Raw genomic sequence first — 15,857 nt, 5'->3', positions numbered from 1 at the left:
GACAAAAAATTTGCCAAAGGTTACACACAAACATTGGCACTGGCTTTCAAAGCACCCTGTTGAGTTCTCAAAGAACAAACACACACCAAACCACCGACCCCGGAACTCCGGGGCCCGCCCTTGGGGCAACTGCTCTATCTTACCTGCCGGACTTGGTTTGTCAAGCCGTATCTTTGGCCTAACTTCACTTCATCCGAACGTCCCTCCGCGCACGCACAGACCGATCACTCGATCAACGTTTCGAAGGGGGAACCAGCAGACCGGCCGCCGCGGCTTTCGCCGCATGCTCGCCCGGCTCCCTGCCGGCTTGACTACTTTACCCGGTCGGCTTCGCTTTGCCAAATCGGCTTCCGCACCGCCCGTTTGCGCTAGTTCTGGCCGCTCTGCCCGTGTTGGGCGAAGTGTCCGTACCCCGTGCGCAGAGAGAAAGTTACGCGGCCGCCGCCAGGAACGCAAATCAGCGTAGGTCGATTGCCTCGCTGGCGCCGTAGGGTGCAAAGCGTGGACCCCCGGTATCTCGCCGAAGACGCGCTCCTGGGCATGCTCTTCCCCTTCTGGCAGCTCGTCATCGCGGCCTTCGTCGTGGTGACCCTCGTGCTGTCGGTGAGGCGGCTCGCCCAGCGCGGCCGGTCGAGGATGATGACCGGGATGCTGATCAGCGGCGGCGTGGTGATCGGCCTTGCCGTGATCGGCACCCTGCTCAGCTAGACCTCCTGCCGTGCGGGTATCGAGACGGCGCTGATGCCGTTGTTCGTCTCAGCGCGGCGCCTGCCACCGCGGTGCCGACTGTCGAGAGTTGCTGTCCGCGCCATCACTGCCCCCCACCGTCGCCCCATCGAGGGGCGGGTGATGGCAGCGCGGTACCGCGCTGCTCGCGGTACCGCGAGCAGCGCCGGCAGCGCAGGAGCGCCGGCATTCGACCGCGTCGGCGAAGCCGCGGTAGTTGATGCTCGCCACACCGGGGCGCTCGGTGTCACCGTCTCGCGCTGGCCTACGACGCCCAGGACCGCGCGGTCGCCCGCTGCGATCAAGGGCAATCGCATGGATCAAGGGCAAACGCACGCGGAAAGCGATCCAACCACGTGCGTTCGCCCTTGATCGGCGCGGGCGGCGCGGCGACACGCCGTGCCACGCTCGCCGCGCGGCGCTCGCCCGTGGATCGGAGATCCAACCACGTGCATTCGCCCTTGATCGGCGCGGGCGGCGCGGCGACACGCCGTGCCACGCTCGCCGCGTGGCGCCGGCGCCGGGATCGGGGATCAACACGCGTGCGTTCGCCCTTGATCGGCGGACGAGGGCGCTGGCGCCACACGCGAAGCGGACGAGTCCCGGGCCGGCGGCGCACGGCCTGCCGGTCGGCGCGGTTAGAGGCGGCGGTTGGCCAGGCTGGGGAGTTCTTGGCGGATCGTGGCCAGGCGGTCGAGGTCGATGTCGGCCACCACCACACCCGTCGTGTCGGGGGCTTGGGCGAGCACCGTGCCCCACGGGTCGATGACCATGCTGCGACCGAAACAGGTACGCCCAGGGTCGTGGTCGCCGATCTGGCCGGCGGCCACCACGTAGCACTGGTTTTCGATCGCCCTCGCCCGCAGCAGCACCTCCCAGTGGTCGCGACCGGTGTGCATCATGAACGCGGCGGGCACGACCAGGACCTCAGCACGACCCTCGACCGCCAATCGCCGGTAGAGCTCAGGAAACCGCAGGTCGTAGCAGATCGACAGGCCCACCCGGGCCCCATCGATCTCCACCACGACCGGCTCCGTGCCGGGCGCGACGGTCTTGGACTCCTGGTAGGAGACCCGTCCGGGGATCTCCACGTCGTACAGGTGGATCTTCCGATATGTGGCTGCGAGCTCACCGTCACGATCGAAGACCAGCGATGTGTTGTAGGTGCGTTCGGCGTCGGGGCCGGCTTCGTGGAACGAGCCGGCCAGCACCCACATGCCCAGAGTGCGCGCCGCCGTCGCGAAGAACGCGGCAAACTCGCCGTCGACGGGCTCCGGTTTCGGCACGCCGGCCGCCGGCCCGAGGTAGTCGACATACTCGGGCAGGACTGCAAGATCGGCACCGGCTGCGGCGGCCTGCTTGAGCAGCTCACCAGCTGTCACCAGGTTGGTGGCGCGATTGTCGCGGGTGTTGAGCTGGCACACGGCTACGCGCATGCCCGCCAGCCTACGGCTCTACCGCCAGCCTCGCCTACGCTCGACGGCTCGCCGCTGGCAAGGCCACCGCCGCGCTGGCAAGATCGCACACGCCCCCAAGGCCGCCGCCCAGGCAAGGGCGCGCACACCGATCGGCCGCCTGTTGCTAGGTCGTTGTCAGGACGAGTGCGGTCGCCGCGAGCCCCAGTCCCGCGATCTGCAGCAGGCGTAGGCGCTCACGGTCGACGGCGAGCGCGAGCAGCACCGTACTGGCCGGATAGAGGGCGGCGATCGCGGCGACGATGCTGAGGTGTCCGCGGACAGCGGCCGCCAGGTATAGCGCGTTTGCGACGATGTCGAGCGTGCCGGCCACGACGGCCCAGGGCAGGACCGCGCGGGGCAGTCGCAGCGACGTTCTCGCGCGGGCGAGCAGCAGAAGCCCGATGGCGATCGAGCTGATCCGGCCGGCGGCGAGCGGCCACATGCCCGCTTCTTCCGTCGACTGGCCGAGTAGCGCGAAGAAGAGCCCGAAGAGCAGACCCGCGAGCAAGGAGATGCCGATCAGCCGCGGGGTCACCGCGCGGCGGTCGCCACCTGGGCCAAGGCTGACGAGCGCGATGGCTACGACGGCCAGTCCGGCTCCGCTGAGGGCGAGAGTGCCGGGGGTATGGTCGGTGAACAGCCCGGCCACGATTGGTACCACCGCTGCCGTCACCGCCGTTGCCGGAGCGACCACGGCCATGGCGCCGCTTGCGAGCGCCCGGTAGAGCAGCACGATGCCGCCGAAGCCGGCGACGCCGGCGCCGACGCCCCACGCGATGTCCGCGACCCGCGGGGTGCCGGGCACGATCAGCAGGCACGCGACGAGCGCCGGCAGGCAGAAGAGCTGCGAAGCGACAGTGACCACCAGCGGCTCGGCGCGCTGTGACGCCTTACCACCCGAAAAGTCGGCGGTGCCCCAGACCAGGGCGGACACGGCGGCGAGGACAATGGGGATCACTCTGAAGTCGTACCATAATGTTGACCGTGAAGGACACTCTATTGACCGACAATGTGGCGGCACTCACCGCGGCCGTAGCCGGGCATGTGCGTGCACTGCGTACCTCCCGGGGCTGGTCGCTCGACGAACTGGCCGGGCGGTCGGGCGTGAGCAAGGGCATGGTCGTGCAGATCGAGGGCGCCCGCACCAACCCGAGTGTCGGCACGCTGGCACGAATCGCGGACGCGTTCGGCGTGACGGTGGCCCGGCTGCTCGAGCCGTCCGAGGACCGCACGGTCCACATCTCGTCAGCCGGCGACGCGCCGCGGCTATGGCGGGGCGACGCCGGCGGGTTCGGTCGACTTTTGCGCGGGCTCAACTCGCCGAGCTTCACGGAGCTGTGGGAGTGGATCTTCGCGCCCGGTGACCGACACACCTCGGCTGAGCACGCGCCCGGCACACGGGAGCTGCTGCATGTGCTCGAAGGCGAGCTGATCACGACCGTGGACGGCGTCGACCACCTGGTCCGCACCGGACAGACGATCGACCTGCTCGCCGACCGACCGCACGGTTACCGAAACGAGGGCACCGCCCCAGCGCGGATCGTCATGGTCGTCGTGATGCCCCCCGGCGAATGGGACCGCCGGCAAGGCTAGGGCCTGTATCGACGTGGATCACCGGAGGCTCGCGCCGGCGGGCACGGGTCGCGAGGCCGGCCGACGCCGGAGACAAAGCCCGCCGCAGGGCGGGCCACCGGCGAGAGCAAAGCCCACCACAGGGCCGACCACCGCCGCAGAGCACGGTGGACGGAGCCCACCGCCGACGGGCCGCAGGACGACCACCGAGAGCGAACCCCGCCGCCGATCAAGGAAGATCGCATGGATCAAGGGCAAACGCACGCGGAAAAGAGATCCAACCACGTGCATTCGCCCTTGATCGACGCGGAGAGCCGGAAACGCGGAGAGCCGGAAACGCGGAGAGTGCGGGGCGCGGGAGCAAGGAGCGGAAGAGCGAGAGCTAGGCGGTTTTTTCCTCGCGGTGTTCGCGACGACGGCGGCCGGTGAACTCGCGCGGCACGATCGTCGGGTACACGTTTTCGAGGACGACCTCGCGGGTGATCAGTACACGGGCGGCGTCGGGGTTGCTCGGCACCTCGTACATCACGGAGAGCAGGACCTCTTCCATGATGGCGCGCAGACCACGTGCCCCGGTGCCCCGCAACATCGCCTGGTCGGCGATCGCCTCCAGGGAGGAGATGTCGAACTCCAGCTCCACCCCGTCGAGCTCGAACAGCCGCTGGTACTGCTTCACGTACGCGTTGCGCGGCTCGGTGAGGATCTTGATGAGCGCCTCACGGTCGAGGTTGCGCACCGTGGTGATCACGGGAAGCCGGCCGATGAACTCCGGGATCAGCCCGAACTTGAGCATGTCTTCCGGCATGACCTGGCTGAAGATGTCGTCGGTCGACCGCTCGGACACCGCCCGCAGGTGGGCGCCGAAGCCTAGGCCACCCCGCCCGGTGCGGGACTCGATGATCTGGTCGAGCCCAGCGAACGCGCCACCGCAGATGAACAGCACGTTGGTGGTGTCGATCTGGATGAACTCCTGGTGGGGGTGCTTGCGCCCGCCCTGCGGCGGCACGTTGGCCACCGTACCCTCAAGGATCTTGAGCAGGGCCTGCTGAACGCCCTCGCCGGAGACGTCGCGCGTGATCGACGGGTTTTCCGACTTGCGGGCGATCTTGTCGACCTCGTCGATGTAGATGATGCCCGTCTCGGCGCGCTTGATGTCGTAGTCAGCGGCCTGGATCAGTTTGAGCAGGATGTTTTCGACATCCTCGCCGACGTAGCCCGCCTCGGTGAGCGCCGTGGCGTCAGCGATCGCGAACGGCACGTTGAGCATGCGGGCGAGCGTTTGCGCCAGGTGGGTCTTGCCGCAACCCGTGGGACCGATGAGCAGGATGTTGGACTTCGCCAGCTCGACGGTCTCGCCACCGTTGCCCGGCGCGCCAGCCGCCTCGGCCTGGATGCGCTTGTAGTGGTTGTAGACCGCCACGGCTAGCGCCTTCTTGGCCTGGTCCTGCCCCACCACGTACTGGTCGAGGAACTGGCAGATCTCCATCGGCTTGGGAAGCTCTTCCCACTTCACCTCGCCGGACTCGGCCAGCTCTTCCTCGATGATCTCGTTACAGAGGTCGATGCACTCGTCGCAGATATAAACGCCTGGGCCCGCGATGAGCTTCTTGACCTGCTTCTGCGACTTACCGCAGAAAGAGCATTTGAGTAGGTCGCCACCGTCACCGATCCGTGCCACCTACGTTCTCCTAGCGCTCATCGGCCGGTGAGCCGGCCCCTGGCCTGAGGACGGTCATGCCCATTGATCTTGCGATCTTGCCACCGGCGATGTCGCCGGACGATCTGTGCACCTCGACGTTACCCGGTGCCGGAGGTTTCTCCGACCCCCAAAATGGGTGTGTCAGGAGCCAGCCAGTGTACTGCCTTCGAGCTGGCCCCTGACGCCCAAGCGGTCAGCTGCCGGCGCCAGCGCCGACGAGCCCCTTCTTTCGGCTGGCCAGGACGGTGTCGACCACGCCGTAGTCCTTCGCCTCAGCGGCCGTAAGGATCTTATCGCGGTCGATGTCCTTGCGAACCTTTTCGACGGGCTGGCCGGTGTGGCGCGCGTACAGCTCTTCGAGCTGGTTGCGCATCCGCATGATCTCGCGAGCCTGGATCTCGATGTCCGAGCCCTGGCCGTAGCCGCCCTCAGTGGCCGGCTGGTGCATGATCACGCGGGAGTGTGGCAACGCCATCCGCTTGCCGGGCGTACCGGCGGCGAGCAGCACCGACGCGGCGCTGGCGGCCTGGCCCAGGCACACCGTGACGATGTCGGGCCGGACGTACTGCATCGTGTCGTAGATCGCCGTCATGGCCGTGAACGAGCCACCGGGCGAGTTGATGTACATGGTGATGTCGCGGTCCGGGTCGGTGCCCTCGAGCGTCAGCAGCTGCGCCATCACGTCGTTGGCGGACGCGTCGTCGATCTGCACGCCGAGGAAGATGATCCGGTCCTCGAACATCTTGTTGTACGGGTTGGACTCCTTGACCCCGTACGACGTGCGCTCGACGAACGACGGAATGATGTACCGGTTGTAGACCTGGAGGCCAGCCGGAACCTGTAGCTCAGTCATCGTGCCTTCCTCAGCTCAAAGTGCCGGCGCCGGTCGGAACCTGGGCCGCTCCGGTGATCACGTGGTCGATGAAGCCGTAGTCCTTGGCCTCCTGCGCCGTGAACCAGCGGTCACGGTCGGAGTCGGCCTCGATCTGCGGCTGCGACTGCCCGGTGTGGTGCGCCACACGCTCCTGGAACATCCGCTTCGTGTACAGCATCTGCTCGGCCTGGATGGCGATGTCGGATGCCGTGCCGCCCATGCCACCCGACGGCTGGTGCATCATGATCCGCGCGTGCGGCAGGGCGTACCGCTTGCCACGGGTGCCGGCGCAGAGCAGGAGCTGGCCCATCGAGGCCGCCATGCCCATCGCGATCGTCGCCACGTCGTTGGTGACGTACTGCATCGTGTCGTAGATCGCCATGCCCGAGTACACCGAGCCGCCCGGCGAGTTGATGTAGAGGTTGATGTCACTCTCGGGGTCTTCCGCCGCGAGCAGCAGCAGCTGCGCGCAGATGCGGTTGGCGACCTGGTCGGTGACCTCGCTGCCCAGGAAGATGATGCGCTCCTTGAGCAACCGGTTGTAGACCGTGTCGTCCAGGTTGCCACTGAGCGCGTCGCCGCCCCGGGCGTCAACGGCCCGGATCGACGTCGCTGGGATGTGCAGATCGGTCATGGCAAGCCCTTCGCAATATGTCTCCGTACGACCGACCTTAACCACTGCTGGCAGGCTCGGCTTCCGCGTTCGCTGTCAGCGCACGCGGACGGCGTACCCGATCAGTGGTCGTGGTCGTGCTCGCCGGCGCCCTCCGCGCCGTCGCCGCGGAGCTCGTCGAGGCTGAGCTCGTTGCCGGCCTCGTCGCGGATCTTGACGCGCTCCATGACCACGGCGAGCGCCTTGCCCCGGCGGACGTCGCCGAAGACGGCACCCGCGGTGCCGGACCGGACGAGCTGGTCGTAGTACTGCTGCGGCTGCACGCCGGCCCGCTGCGCCCGGTGGACGATCTCGTGGCCGAACTCGTCGTCGCTGACCTGCACGTCTTCGGCGTCGGCCAGCGAGTCGAGCAGCAGCTGGATCCGGACGCCTTCGGTGGCCGCCTCGGTCAGCTCCTCGTCGACCTGCTCCTCGGTCTTCTCCTCGGCGGCCAGGTACTCCTCCAGGGAGGCGCCGATCCGCTCGAGCTGGTCGACCATCGCCTGCTTGCGGTGCTCGACCTCTTCCTTGACGACGCCCTCCGGCGCCGGCACGTCGGCGGCCTTGACCAGCTCGGCGAGCGCCTTGTCACGGGCGGCGTAGAGCTGCTCGACCTTCTTCACCCGGGTGATCCGGGCCTTGAGGTCTTCGCGCAGCTCGTCGAGCGTGTCGAACTCGCTCGCCATCTGGGCGAACTCGTCGTTGAGCTCGGGGAGCTGCTTCTCCTTGACCGTGCGCACGGTCACCGACACGTCGGCGTCGCGCCCGGCGAAGTCGCCGCCCACCAGCTGCGTGACGAAGGTAGCCGAGTCGTTGGCGGACATGCCCACCAGCACGTCGTCGAGGCCCGGCAGGAGCTGCTTGCTGCCCACCTCGTGCGAGATGTTGGTGGCCGAGCCACCCGGCACCTCTTCGCCGTCGACGGTCGCGGCCAGGTCGACCTGGACGTAGTCACCGACCTGGGCGGCCCGCTCGGCGGTCTTCAGGGTGGCGAAGCGCTCGCGCAGGCCACTGATCTGCTCGTCGACCTCGCCGTCACCGATCTGGAGCTCGTCGACCGTGATCTCGATCGCGGACAGGTCGGGCAGCGTGATCTCGGGCCGTACGTCGATCTCGGCGGTGAAGACCAGCGGCTCACCGTCTTTGAGCTCGGGGAACGTCTCCAGCTCCGGACGGCCGAGCATCTTGACGTCGTGCTCGCGGACCGCGGCGAGGATCTGCGCCGGGATGGCTTCCTGGGCCGCCTCGTTCAGCACGGCGGCGCGGCCGACACGCGCGTCGATGACGGCGGCCGGCACCTTGCCCTTACGGAAGCCCGGCACCTGAACCTGGGCGGCGATGTCCCGGTACGCCTTCTTGACGCTCGGCTCAAGCTCGACGAACGGCACCTCGATGGCGAGCCGCACCCGGGTCGGGCTCAAGGTCTCGACGGTGCTCTTCACAGGCGTACTCCTCGATGGATCACATGGCTTTTGAACGCACGGGGCCATTGGGAGTCAACCATAGCCGGCCGGCCACGCTCACACCTGGTCACGGGAACGCGGCGACCTGCGCAAACGCGTCGACCACGCGACGGGCCCGCGGCACGCGGTTTGCGCAATTGCGCACCCTGAGATCACGGAAGGGTAACCGCGCCGGGAGGTGGACCCGCTTCGTGGTTCGCTGCGCGTCATGGGGAGGGCTGGTTTGCGTGATGCACCTTCGTTGTCGGTCTGGGGCCTCTCGGTGGACGCGGATCTCATGTACCGCTGCATGTTGATGTTCGGGTCTCAGACGTCCAGGCAGTTGGAGCGCGGGCTGGGCCTCTCGCGGCACCGGGTCGCCCGGGGCCTGGACGAACTGCACGCCGCTGGTGCTGTCGACCGGCGACCCACCCACTGGGCGCCCGTGGAGCCCGACGGCTTGATCTCCTCGCTGCGAAGACAGCGGCGCTCCCGACACTCGGCGCCCATCCGCGACGCCCTGCCCCAACCGGTACCTCTCGACGACGGCGTGCGGCACCTCCCCAGCCGGGCCCTGACCCGTGCGCGGCTGGCCGAGCTGGTCGGCGCCGTCCGGCACGAGCACCTGGCGATGCAGCCCGAACGCGCGTACGACGCCGAATCGGCCCGCCCGGCGGTGCCGATGGACCGCGCGCTGCTGACCCGGGGCGTGCGAATGCGGGTCCTGGGTGCCCAGCCAGCGGACGGCGGAGATCCACTGGCCGCCTACGGCCGCCAGGCCGAGGACCTCACCCCGGACTACCGCGAGGCCCCCGAGGTACCGGTGAAGTTGATCGTCATGGACCGCCGGATCGCCTTCCTCCCGGTAAGCCCCGACGACCTCGACCGCGGCTACCTGGAGATCACCCAGGAGGCTGTCGTGTCCGCGTTCGTCGCCCTGTTCGAACGGCGCTGGGAGGCCGCCGAAACCCGCCAGGAGCAACCCATGCCGCGAATCTCGCTCACCGCACGCGAACGCACGCTTCTCGGCCTGCTGGCTCAGGGGTACACGGACGCGGGCGCCGCCGACACGATGCGAATCAGCCGCCGGACCGTATCGAACACGCTGCGTTATCTCATGGATCGGCTGGGCGTCGACAACCGCTTCCAACTGGGCCTCGCGATAGGTTCGCTCGGCGTCGTAACGTCGACAGGCCCGGCGCCGGCAGGCGAGGAGGCGTGATGCGAGCCCGCCTGTTGTTCGCCGCGGTGGCCGCGCTCACGGCGGCCGCGTTCCCCGGTGCGGCGGCGGCCGCGACGGCCCCGTGGATCACGGTGAGATGCGCGACCGGCGCGATGACCGCCAAGTACACCCCCGGTGGAACCGTCACCGTGTCCGGCTGGATCCAGCCATGCCCGACGGCCATCGACCTCCCCACCCGGTTCGCGGTCGCCTATTACGGCGAGAAGGCGGCCGGAACGGGAGAGCTCCTGCCCTACACCGGCGGGCTGACCGCGCCGACGGAATTCACACGTTCCTTCGACGCCGCTCAGCTGAGCGAGCCGCTCCGCGCCGTCTGCCTGGTCTACTCACCCCGCCCAACCGGCCGGATAGCCTGCGTGCGCGTGGACCCCGCCGACGAGTCGGAGCTCCCACAGATCACGCCGATCCCCACTGATGATCTCTTGACGACCCGCCCGCTGGACGACCCGGTGCGCGACCATTTCTGCGGCACCTGCGTGTAGCGCGGAGGGTGAGGCTGCGGGAGCAGCGGCATGGAGCACGGCGGGCATCGCGGTAGCCCGGCATATATAGATCTTCTAGACGATCAGGCGCCCTTCACGATGTGAAGGGCGCCTGACTAGTGTCGGGGTGGCGGGATTTGAACCCACGGCCCCTCGCTCCCAAAGCGAGTGCGCTACCAAGCTGCGCCACACCCCGTAGCCGTGAGCAGTGTATGCCGTCCCTCCCACCCGCCGTTGCCCGGCCGGCGTGTGGGGGCATACCGGGACGCGAAGACGGTCGGGCACCCAGTACGCTAGGGACCGCACCCCGGATGGTCGGGGCGCACGCGGGCGTAGCTCAATGGCAGAGCTTCAGTCTTCCAAACTGACGGTGCGAGTTCGATTCTCGTCGCCCGCTCTTCTCGCTCCGGCCCAGGTCAGCGGCCCTCCCGTCCGACCTGGGCCGCCGTTTTGCCCTAGATGATCTTTTTCGCGAGACAGACATGGGCTACCGCGACGTCCGCCGCGGTCCCGACCGCTGCTCCCGCGGCCTCACCCTCCGCGGCGCAAGCCCCAACCCCATACCGGCTCAGCCGACGTGAGCGGAATCTGTTTCCGGTCCGCCGCCATCCGCACGCTCTTGATCAGCCAGGCAGGCGGACACCGGCCGCATCGAGCGCGGCGCCCCAGGGAAACGATGCGATCCGGCCGTCCCCGGTCGCTGGTGGATGCGGCAGCCACTCACCCGGTCCGAACAGGACCCGCACACCCTCCGTCCGCAACGACTCCACCGCCTCCACGAACGGCTTCCGCCCCGCCAGCGCGGAGTTCACGAACGGCAGGACCACGACCGGAACGCCCCGCCCGATCGCCTCACCCAGAATGCTCAGCGCGTACGTATCACCCACGCCCAGCGCCAGCTTGCACACCGTGTTGAACGTCGCCGGCGCGACCACGAACGCGTCAGCATCCGACGGCGAACGGCCCCGATCCTCGGTCGGCTTCCGATGCTCACTACGCACCGGACGGCCGGTCACGGCTTCCAGCTTGGGCGCGTCGAGGAACGGCAACGCGGCCGGCGTGGCGACCACATCCACCTTCCAGCCTCGCTCCAGTGCCAGCTCGACCAGCCGGTAAGCCTCACCGGCCGGGCCGGCGGCGCACACGACAATGGTCAGGAATTGAGCAGGCGGCTGTTCCGTCACCGCTCCACTGTGCCGCACCGGCTAGCCGTCGGTAGCCCGCAGCCATCCTCGGCGGAGGTGAGCTGCGGCATGAGTCGCTCATACTCCGCGCGTGTTCCGATCGCCGGACGGTGCTCGGGGTGGGCGACGTAGTAACGGATGGCCGCGGTGATGAATCCGGGGTCGACGTCTTGGGTACGCAGTGAGCGCCGATACACGGGCAGGCCGTGCCGGCGCACCAGGTCGGGCCGGCCGAACCTCAGCCGCACGCTGATGGCGCCGGGAGACGGCGGCAGGGTCGGGACTGTCGGCGAGGCGTCCCACGGGATTACGAGCCAGCCCGTGAAGCCGTGCTGCCACAGGCCGTCCGGTCGGAGCTGCACCCCTTGATCGCGCCACACGAGGACGACGTGCAAGAGGGTGGCAGCCGCCAGACTCCATGCCAGTAGCTGATCCAGGAACGCGTTCGGCTCCCCGTATCGGATGGCAATGCCGGTCATGGCGGTACCCAGGGTGAGAAGCGCGAGCGCCATGATCAGGGACGCCGGTTGCGGTGAGGCGCTGAACGCCGGCAGTCCGGGTTGAATCACAAAGGCCGCCGGGCGCCTCCGGATCGTCGCGGCGAGGCCGAGCGCCAGCAGCGATAGGCAGATCGCCGCCAGCGCCGGAAACGCGCGCCGCCCCAGCGACGGCGCCCAAGCGTGGACGAGTAGGTAGCTAGCGGACAGGACCACGCCGACGGCCAGGATGGCTCGGCGCTGCCGACCCGCGAAGGCGAGAAACCCTGCAATCACGGGGGCAGGATACGGCGTGGATCAAGGGCGAGCGTGTAAACGTTCGCCCTTGATCGGCCGAGACGTCGTACTGTCAGAGCCTTCCGTAGCCGGCGCCGGCGCGTACCGAGGAGGGCACGCTGGACGCGCTGTCGGCGGTGTAGTTGTAGTAGGTGCGCGGCTCGGCGACCGTGCCCGCCGCCTCGCAGGTACCGGAATTGACGAAGACATTGTTGCGGTGCACCAGCCGGCCGGGGCCGCTGTCGGCGTACCCGCTCGCGGAGAAGCACGGGAACGGCACGTTTTCGAAGTAGTTGCTTTCGACGAGCGCGCCGGCCTGCTGCACGGAGGCGACACCGTACAGCTCGTTGTTCAGGAAGTAGTTGTTGAACACGTGTACCGGCTCGCCGAAACGGATGCGCGGGTGCCGCTGCCGGCTGTTGTCGAAGAAGTTGTGGTGGATGGTCACCTTCAGGTGCCCCACATCCGTCGATGAGGCACCGTCTGAGTGGCTGATCAGCATGCTCTTGTCGGAGTGGTCGAAGTGGTTCCACGACGCGGTGACGTAGTCGGCTCCCCGGACGATGTCGATCGAACCGTCGACGGCGCCCCGGAAGGTGTTGTGGTCGATCCAGATGTGGTGCGACTCCTGACCCACGTTGACGGCGTCGTCTTCGGCGTTGGTGAAGAGCAGGTTCCGCACGATCACGTTGTACGACCGGTAGAAATCTAGGCCGCCGCCATTGATGTGCCCGCTGGTCCCGACGCCGATGATTGTCTTGTTTGGACGGACGCCCTGCTTGCTCGTAATGTTGATTTGCCCCTGCACGCGGATGATCAGCGCCTCGGTGCTGTCGATGTACTCCAGGAAGTCTGTCGCGTTGGTCGCGGTGACTGTGCGGCCGCCCGCACCGCCGGTGGTGCCGTTGAGACCGAGCGCGTTGACACCAGCGAAGCCGATTGGTCCGCCGGTGGGCACCGGCGGGGCGCTGGTGGGAGGAGGCGTCGTCGTCGCGGGCGGCGTGGTGGGTGTGGTGGCCGTTGTCTCCACTGTCACGTCGTCGAAGTCGGCCGACGCGTAGTACGTCGCGACGCCGATGCCGCCGGCGGCGTATGCGGTGTCGGTCGCGGTCAGCGTCGAACCGCCATTGACCGTACTGCGCAGCGTCGAGCCGGACACCTGCAAGGAGAGCGTGTACGTGGTGCCGGCCGACACCGTCACGCTGGTCGACGCCAGCGTCGTCGCTGAGCCGTTGACCAGTTTCTTCAGCTCGACGGTGTTGTTTGAACGCAGGGCCACGTAGTAGTAGCTCGTCGCCGACTGGGCACGGGCCGCCAGCGCGACGAACCGGTTGGTGCCGTTGAACGCGGTTGGACGTACCCGAGTGCTGACTGTGTAATCAGTCCAGCTCGCGCTCCCGGCGCGAGACCGGGCGTCGCTGCTCGTGCCGGACTGGCGCAGCACCCGCGAGGTATCGGCGGCGACGGACCAGGTGCCGCCGCTGGCGGTCCAGCCGGCGCTGTCTCCGTCTTCGAAGTTGTCCGTGAAGATGGTGGCGGCTTGGGCGCCGCCGGCGAAGCCGACGAGCGCCGCCGTGAGCGCGGCGGTCAGCGCCGCCGCAAGGCCCGCGACAAAAGCTTTGCGTGTACTGGTCATCGTGGCGGCTCCTCAGATCTTCCCGACGCCCGCACCGGCGGGTACGACGGTCGGGACAGTGGACGCGGGTCCGGCGGTGTAGGCGTAGTAGGTGCGCGGGTCCGTGACGGTGCCGCGGGTTTCGATGGCGTGGTTGCAGGCGATGAGAATGTTGTCGCGTTGCACCATCCGGCCGAGCGGCCCGCTGAAGTCGACGCGGCCCGGGTTGTTGACGCTGTAGAAGTAGTTGCCTTCGACGAACAGCCCGGACTCGTTTGTGGACGCGATACCGTAGCTGTTGTCGTAGTAGTAATTGTTGAAGACGTGCACCAGCGACGAGAACCGCACGCGCGGGTTGCGCTGGTCCGAGGTGTCAAAGAAGTTGTGGTGGTACGTCACGCGCAGGCGGCCACTGTCCTGGGCGCCGTTGTCGTCATCGTGGCCGACGAGCGTAGTCTTGTCGTGATCGTGGAAACGGTTCCACGACACCGTCACGTAGTCTGAGCCTCGCTTGATGTCGATCGCACCATCGTCTCCATTAGACAGATCATTGTGGTCGATCCAGATGTGGTGCGAAAACATCTGCACGTTGATGAGATCGTCGGTGGCACCGGTGATCGATAGGTTGCGGATAATGATGTTGTGCACGGCGTTGGCGGGTGGCGTCGTGACATCATCATTGACAGGCACTCCGATGTTCAGCCCGCCGCCGACGAGTGCGGCGGTGGCTCCGAGGCCGACAATCGTCTTGTCCGAGGTCACGTTGTGCATGCCGTCGGTGTTGCCGGTGGGCAGCGTGATCCGGCCGGAGACCTGGATAACGTAAGGGCCGGGACGCGCGATGTAGTCCAGAAACTGCGCGGTTGTCGTCACCGTGACGGTGGGACCGCCGGCGCCTCCGGTAGTGCCGTTCTGGCCGAGCGCGTTGACGGTGGCGAAGCCGACCGGACCGTCGGCGGCGAGCGCGGTGTCGGGCCAGCCGACCAGAGCACCGGTCACCAGCACGGCGGCAGCGAGACTTCTTCTGAGCATGCGGGGCCTGCCCTTCCTAACTGCGTCCACAGTCGAGGTGGCAGACCCCCGGATACGCTGGAAAGCGCTTTCCCCAGCCTAGCGGGCACTTAAACAGAAGTCAATCAATGCCCGCCGGACCTCACCGTGCCCTCCCCGTGCCCTCCGCGCGCCCTCTGCGCCTCCGTCGCACGATCCGCGCCCTCTTCCGTCGATCAAGGGCGATTGCACGTGGTTGGATCTCTTTTCCACGTGCAATCGCCCTTGATCCATGCACATCTCCTTGATCAAGGCCGTGAGTCGCGCGTAGCGGCCGCTGCGTGGCCGATCACCGCGCCCGGCGGGCGCCGCCAAGCCCTCAAGCCAGCCGAATTGCCCCATTCGCACCGCAACCCGCGCTGCGAAACGACGACCTTGATCCGCGCCGCCGAGTCCGGCGCGGGTCCAGCTCCCCACGACCGCATGAATCGATGACCGGCGGGCCCGGAGAGCGGTCTGGCTTATCCCGACGGCGCCGGCTCCTTTGACTGCCACAGGGCGAGCGCACGCGATCAAGGCCAATCGCATCGATCAAGGGCGAATGCACGCGGAAATGCGATCCAACCACGTGCATTCGCCCTTGATCGACGGAAAGGGGGCCGGGCGCGCGCGGAGCGGCGCCCATACGGGCCGCGCAAAGCGGTCCCGCGAAGCGGCGCCCGTGCGGCGCGGGGCCGCGGCGGAGCGGGTGCTTCGCCGCGGACCGTAGCCGCGTGCTCAGGAAGCCGGTTCGCCCGATGGGACGGCCAGTTGGGTGCCCAACGACACCGGAGTGCCGAAGTTCGGCGTGCCATCCGCGTTCCACGTGAACTTCTGCGCCCGCGTCGACCGGTTCATGTCACACCCACCCGACGCCGACGAGTTCGCGTGATACACGATCCAGTCCTCCGTGCCATCCGGAGACTTGAAGAACCCGTTATGCCCCGGACCATACACACCATTCGCGTTCGAACGCTGGAACACCGGATTCGGGAACTTCCGCCACGACGCAGAATTCAACGGATCCCCACTCACATACTCCAACATCCCCAACTTGTAATCCGGCGTCGAACAATGCGAAGCCGAGTACACGATGAACGTGCGCCCAT

15 protein-coding genes and 2 tRNA genes are annotated in these 15,857 nt (G+C 67.7%); 5 read left to right on the top strand and 12 right to left on the bottom strand.

Going from position 1 to position 15,857, the window contains the following annotated elements:
- Positions 1-501 precede the first annotated feature (501 nt).
- Positions 502-708 carry a hypothetical protein gene (locus QMG73_RS45135; protein ID WP_281906207.1) on the top strand — a complete coding sequence of 69 codons (207 nt, stop codon included), beginning with the start codon at positions 502-504 and terminating at the stop codon, positions 706-708.
- A 656-nt stretch (positions 709-1,364) separates the two neighbouring features.
- Here the strand turns inward: QMG73_RS45135 and QMG73_RS45130 are convergent.
- Together QMG73_RS45130 and QMG73_RS45125 are read right to left on the bottom strand one after the other, a co-directional pair.
- The gene (locus tag QMG73_RS45130; protein ID WP_281906206.1) at positions 1,365-2,162 is read right to left on the bottom strand and encodes a carbon-nitrogen hydrolase family protein; all 798 of its coding nucleotides are present in this window, start codon (positions 2,160-2,162) and stop codon (positions 1,365-1,367) included.
- A 145-nt stretch (positions 2,163-2,307) separates the two neighbouring features.
- Positions 2,308-3,141, bottom strand: a complete 834-nt coding sequence (locus QMG73_RS45125) for an EamA family transporter (RefSeq protein WP_281906205.1) — start codon at positions 3,139-3,141, stop codon at positions 2,308-2,310.
- 26 nt (positions 3,142-3,167) lie between these two features.
- Here QMG73_RS45125 and QMG73_RS45120 point away from each other — a divergent pair, with 26 nt between their 5' ends.
- Positions 3,168-3,776 carry a helix-turn-helix domain-containing protein gene (locus QMG73_RS45120; protein ID WP_281906204.1) on the top strand — a complete coding sequence of 203 codons (609 nt, stop codon included), beginning with the start codon at positions 3,168-3,170 and terminating at the stop codon, positions 3,774-3,776.
- A gap of 361 nt (positions 3,777-4,137) precedes the next feature.
- Here the strand turns inward: QMG73_RS45120 and clpX are convergent, their stop codons facing one another.
- The 4 genes from clpX to tig form a co-directional block, all read right to left on the bottom strand.
- On the bottom strand, positions 4,138-5,433 hold the full coding sequence (gene clpX / locus QMG73_RS45115) for an ATP-dependent Clp protease ATP-binding subunit ClpX (protein ID WP_281906203.1): 1,296 nt from the start codon (positions 5,431-5,433) through the stop codon (positions 4,138-4,140).
- Between the two features lie 214 nt (positions 5,434-5,647).
- Positions 5,648-6,307, bottom strand: a complete 660-nt coding sequence (locus QMG73_RS45110; RefSeq protein WP_281906202.1) for an ATP-dependent Clp protease proteolytic subunit — start codon at positions 6,305-6,307, stop codon at positions 5,648-5,650.
- 10 nt (positions 6,308-6,317) lie between these two features.
- Positions 6,318-6,962 (bottom strand): ClpP family protease, encoded by a 645-nt coding sequence (locus tag QMG73_RS45105; protein ID WP_281906200.1) that lies wholly within the window; start codon positions 6,960-6,962, stop codon positions 6,318-6,320.
- Positions 6,963-7,063: 101 nt separating this feature from the next.
- Entirely contained in the window at positions 7,064-8,422 is a 1,359-nt protein-coding gene (gene tig / locus QMG73_RS45100; RefSeq protein WP_281906199.1) for a trigger factor, read from the bottom strand.
- Between the two features lie 244 nt (positions 8,423-8,666).
- Between tig and QMG73_RS45095 the strand changes: the two genes are divergently transcribed.
- Complete coding sequence (locus QMG73_RS45095) at positions 8,667-9,644, top strand: helix-turn-helix domain-containing protein (protein WP_281906198.1); 978 nt, start codon at positions 8,667-8,669, stop codon at positions 9,642-9,644.
- Positions 9,644-10,147, top strand: a complete 504-nt coding sequence (locus QMG73_RS45090; RefSeq protein WP_281906197.1) for a hypothetical protein — start codon at positions 9,644-9,646, stop codon at positions 10,145-10,147. The genes QMG73_RS45095 and QMG73_RS45090 overlap by 1 nt, the downstream gene beginning before the upstream one ends.
- A 122-nt stretch (positions 10,148-10,269) precedes the next feature.
- On the opposite strand, the gene QMG73_RS45085 is transcribed toward QMG73_RS45090, so the two are convergent.
- Positions 10,270-10,343: transfer RNA gene (locus QMG73_RS45085), tRNA-Pro, on the bottom strand.
- Positions 10,344-10,473: 130 nt separating this feature from the next.
- Here QMG73_RS45085 and QMG73_RS45080 point away from each other — a divergent pair.
- Positions 10,474-10,544, top strand: a tRNA-Gly gene (locus QMG73_RS45080).
- A gap of 226 nt (positions 10,545-10,770) precedes the next feature.
- On the opposite strand, the gene QMG73_RS45075 is transcribed toward QMG73_RS45080, so the two are convergent.
- From QMG73_RS45075 to QMG73_RS45055, 5 genes are all read right to left on the bottom strand, one after another.
- Complete coding sequence (locus tag QMG73_RS45075; protein ID WP_281906196.1) at positions 10,771-11,331, bottom strand: flavoprotein; 561 nt, start codon at positions 11,329-11,331, stop codon at positions 10,771-10,773.
- Positions 11,328-12,104 (bottom strand): hypothetical protein, encoded by a 777-nt coding sequence (locus tag QMG73_RS45070; RefSeq protein WP_281906195.1) that lies wholly within the window; start codon positions 12,102-12,104, stop codon positions 11,328-11,330. Before QMG73_RS45070 ends, QMG73_RS45075 begins: the two co-directional genes overlap by 4 nt.
- Before the next feature lie 73 nt (positions 12,105-12,177).
- Positions 12,178-13,740: a pectate lyase family protein gene (locus QMG73_RS45065; RefSeq protein WP_281906194.1), complete on the bottom strand. Its 1,563-nt coding sequence runs from the start codon at positions 13,738-13,740 to the stop codon at positions 12,178-12,180.
- A gap of 12 nt (positions 13,741-13,752) precedes the next feature.
- The gene (locus QMG73_RS45060; RefSeq protein WP_281906193.1) at positions 13,753-14,751 is read right to left on the bottom strand and encodes a pectate lyase family protein; all 999 of its coding nucleotides are present in this window, start codon (positions 14,749-14,751) and stop codon (positions 13,753-13,755) included.
- Between the two features lie 735 nt (positions 14,752-15,486).
- Positions 15,487-15,857: family 43 glycosylhydrolase (locus tag QMG73_RS45055; protein WP_281906191.1), on the bottom strand; the 371-nt coding region annotated here is incomplete at its 5' end.

Source organism: Phytohabitans aurantiacus (assembly GCF_027923225.1).
Taxonomy (GTDB): domain Bacteria; phylum Actinomycetota; class Actinomycetes; order Mycobacteriales; family Micromonosporaceae; genus Phytohabitans; species Phytohabitans aurantiacus.
The sequence above is the reverse complement of the archived record's forward strand: the minus strand, read 5'-3'. Positions and strand labels throughout refer to the sequence as shown.

Bases quoted from the DNA above. Each gene is read 5' to 3' on its own strand.
- QMG73_RS45130 (WP_281906206.1), bottom strand. From the start codon at position 2,162: ATGCGCGTAGCCGTGTGCCAGCTCAACACCCGCGACAATCGCGCCACC.
- QMG73_RS45060 (WP_281906193.1), bottom strand. From the start codon at position 14,751: ATGCTCAGAAGAAGTCTCGCTGCCGCCGTGCTGGTGACCGGTGCTCTG.
- QMG73_RS45065 (WP_281906194.1), bottom strand. From the start codon at position 13,740: ATGACCAGTACACGCAAAGCTTTTGTCGCGGGCCTTGCGGCGGCGCTG.
- QMG73_RS45090 (WP_281906197.1), top strand. From the start codon at position 9,644: ATGCGAGCCCGCCTGTTGTTCGCCGCGGTGGCCGCGCTCACGGCGGCC.
- QMG73_RS45110 (WP_281906202.1), bottom strand. From the start codon at position 6,307: ATGACTGAGCTACAGGTTCCGGCTGGCCTCCAGGTCTACAACCGGTAC.
- QMG73_RS45105 (WP_281906200.1), bottom strand. From the start codon at position 6,962: ATGACCGATCTGCACATCCCAGCGACGTCGATCCGGGCCGTTGACGCC.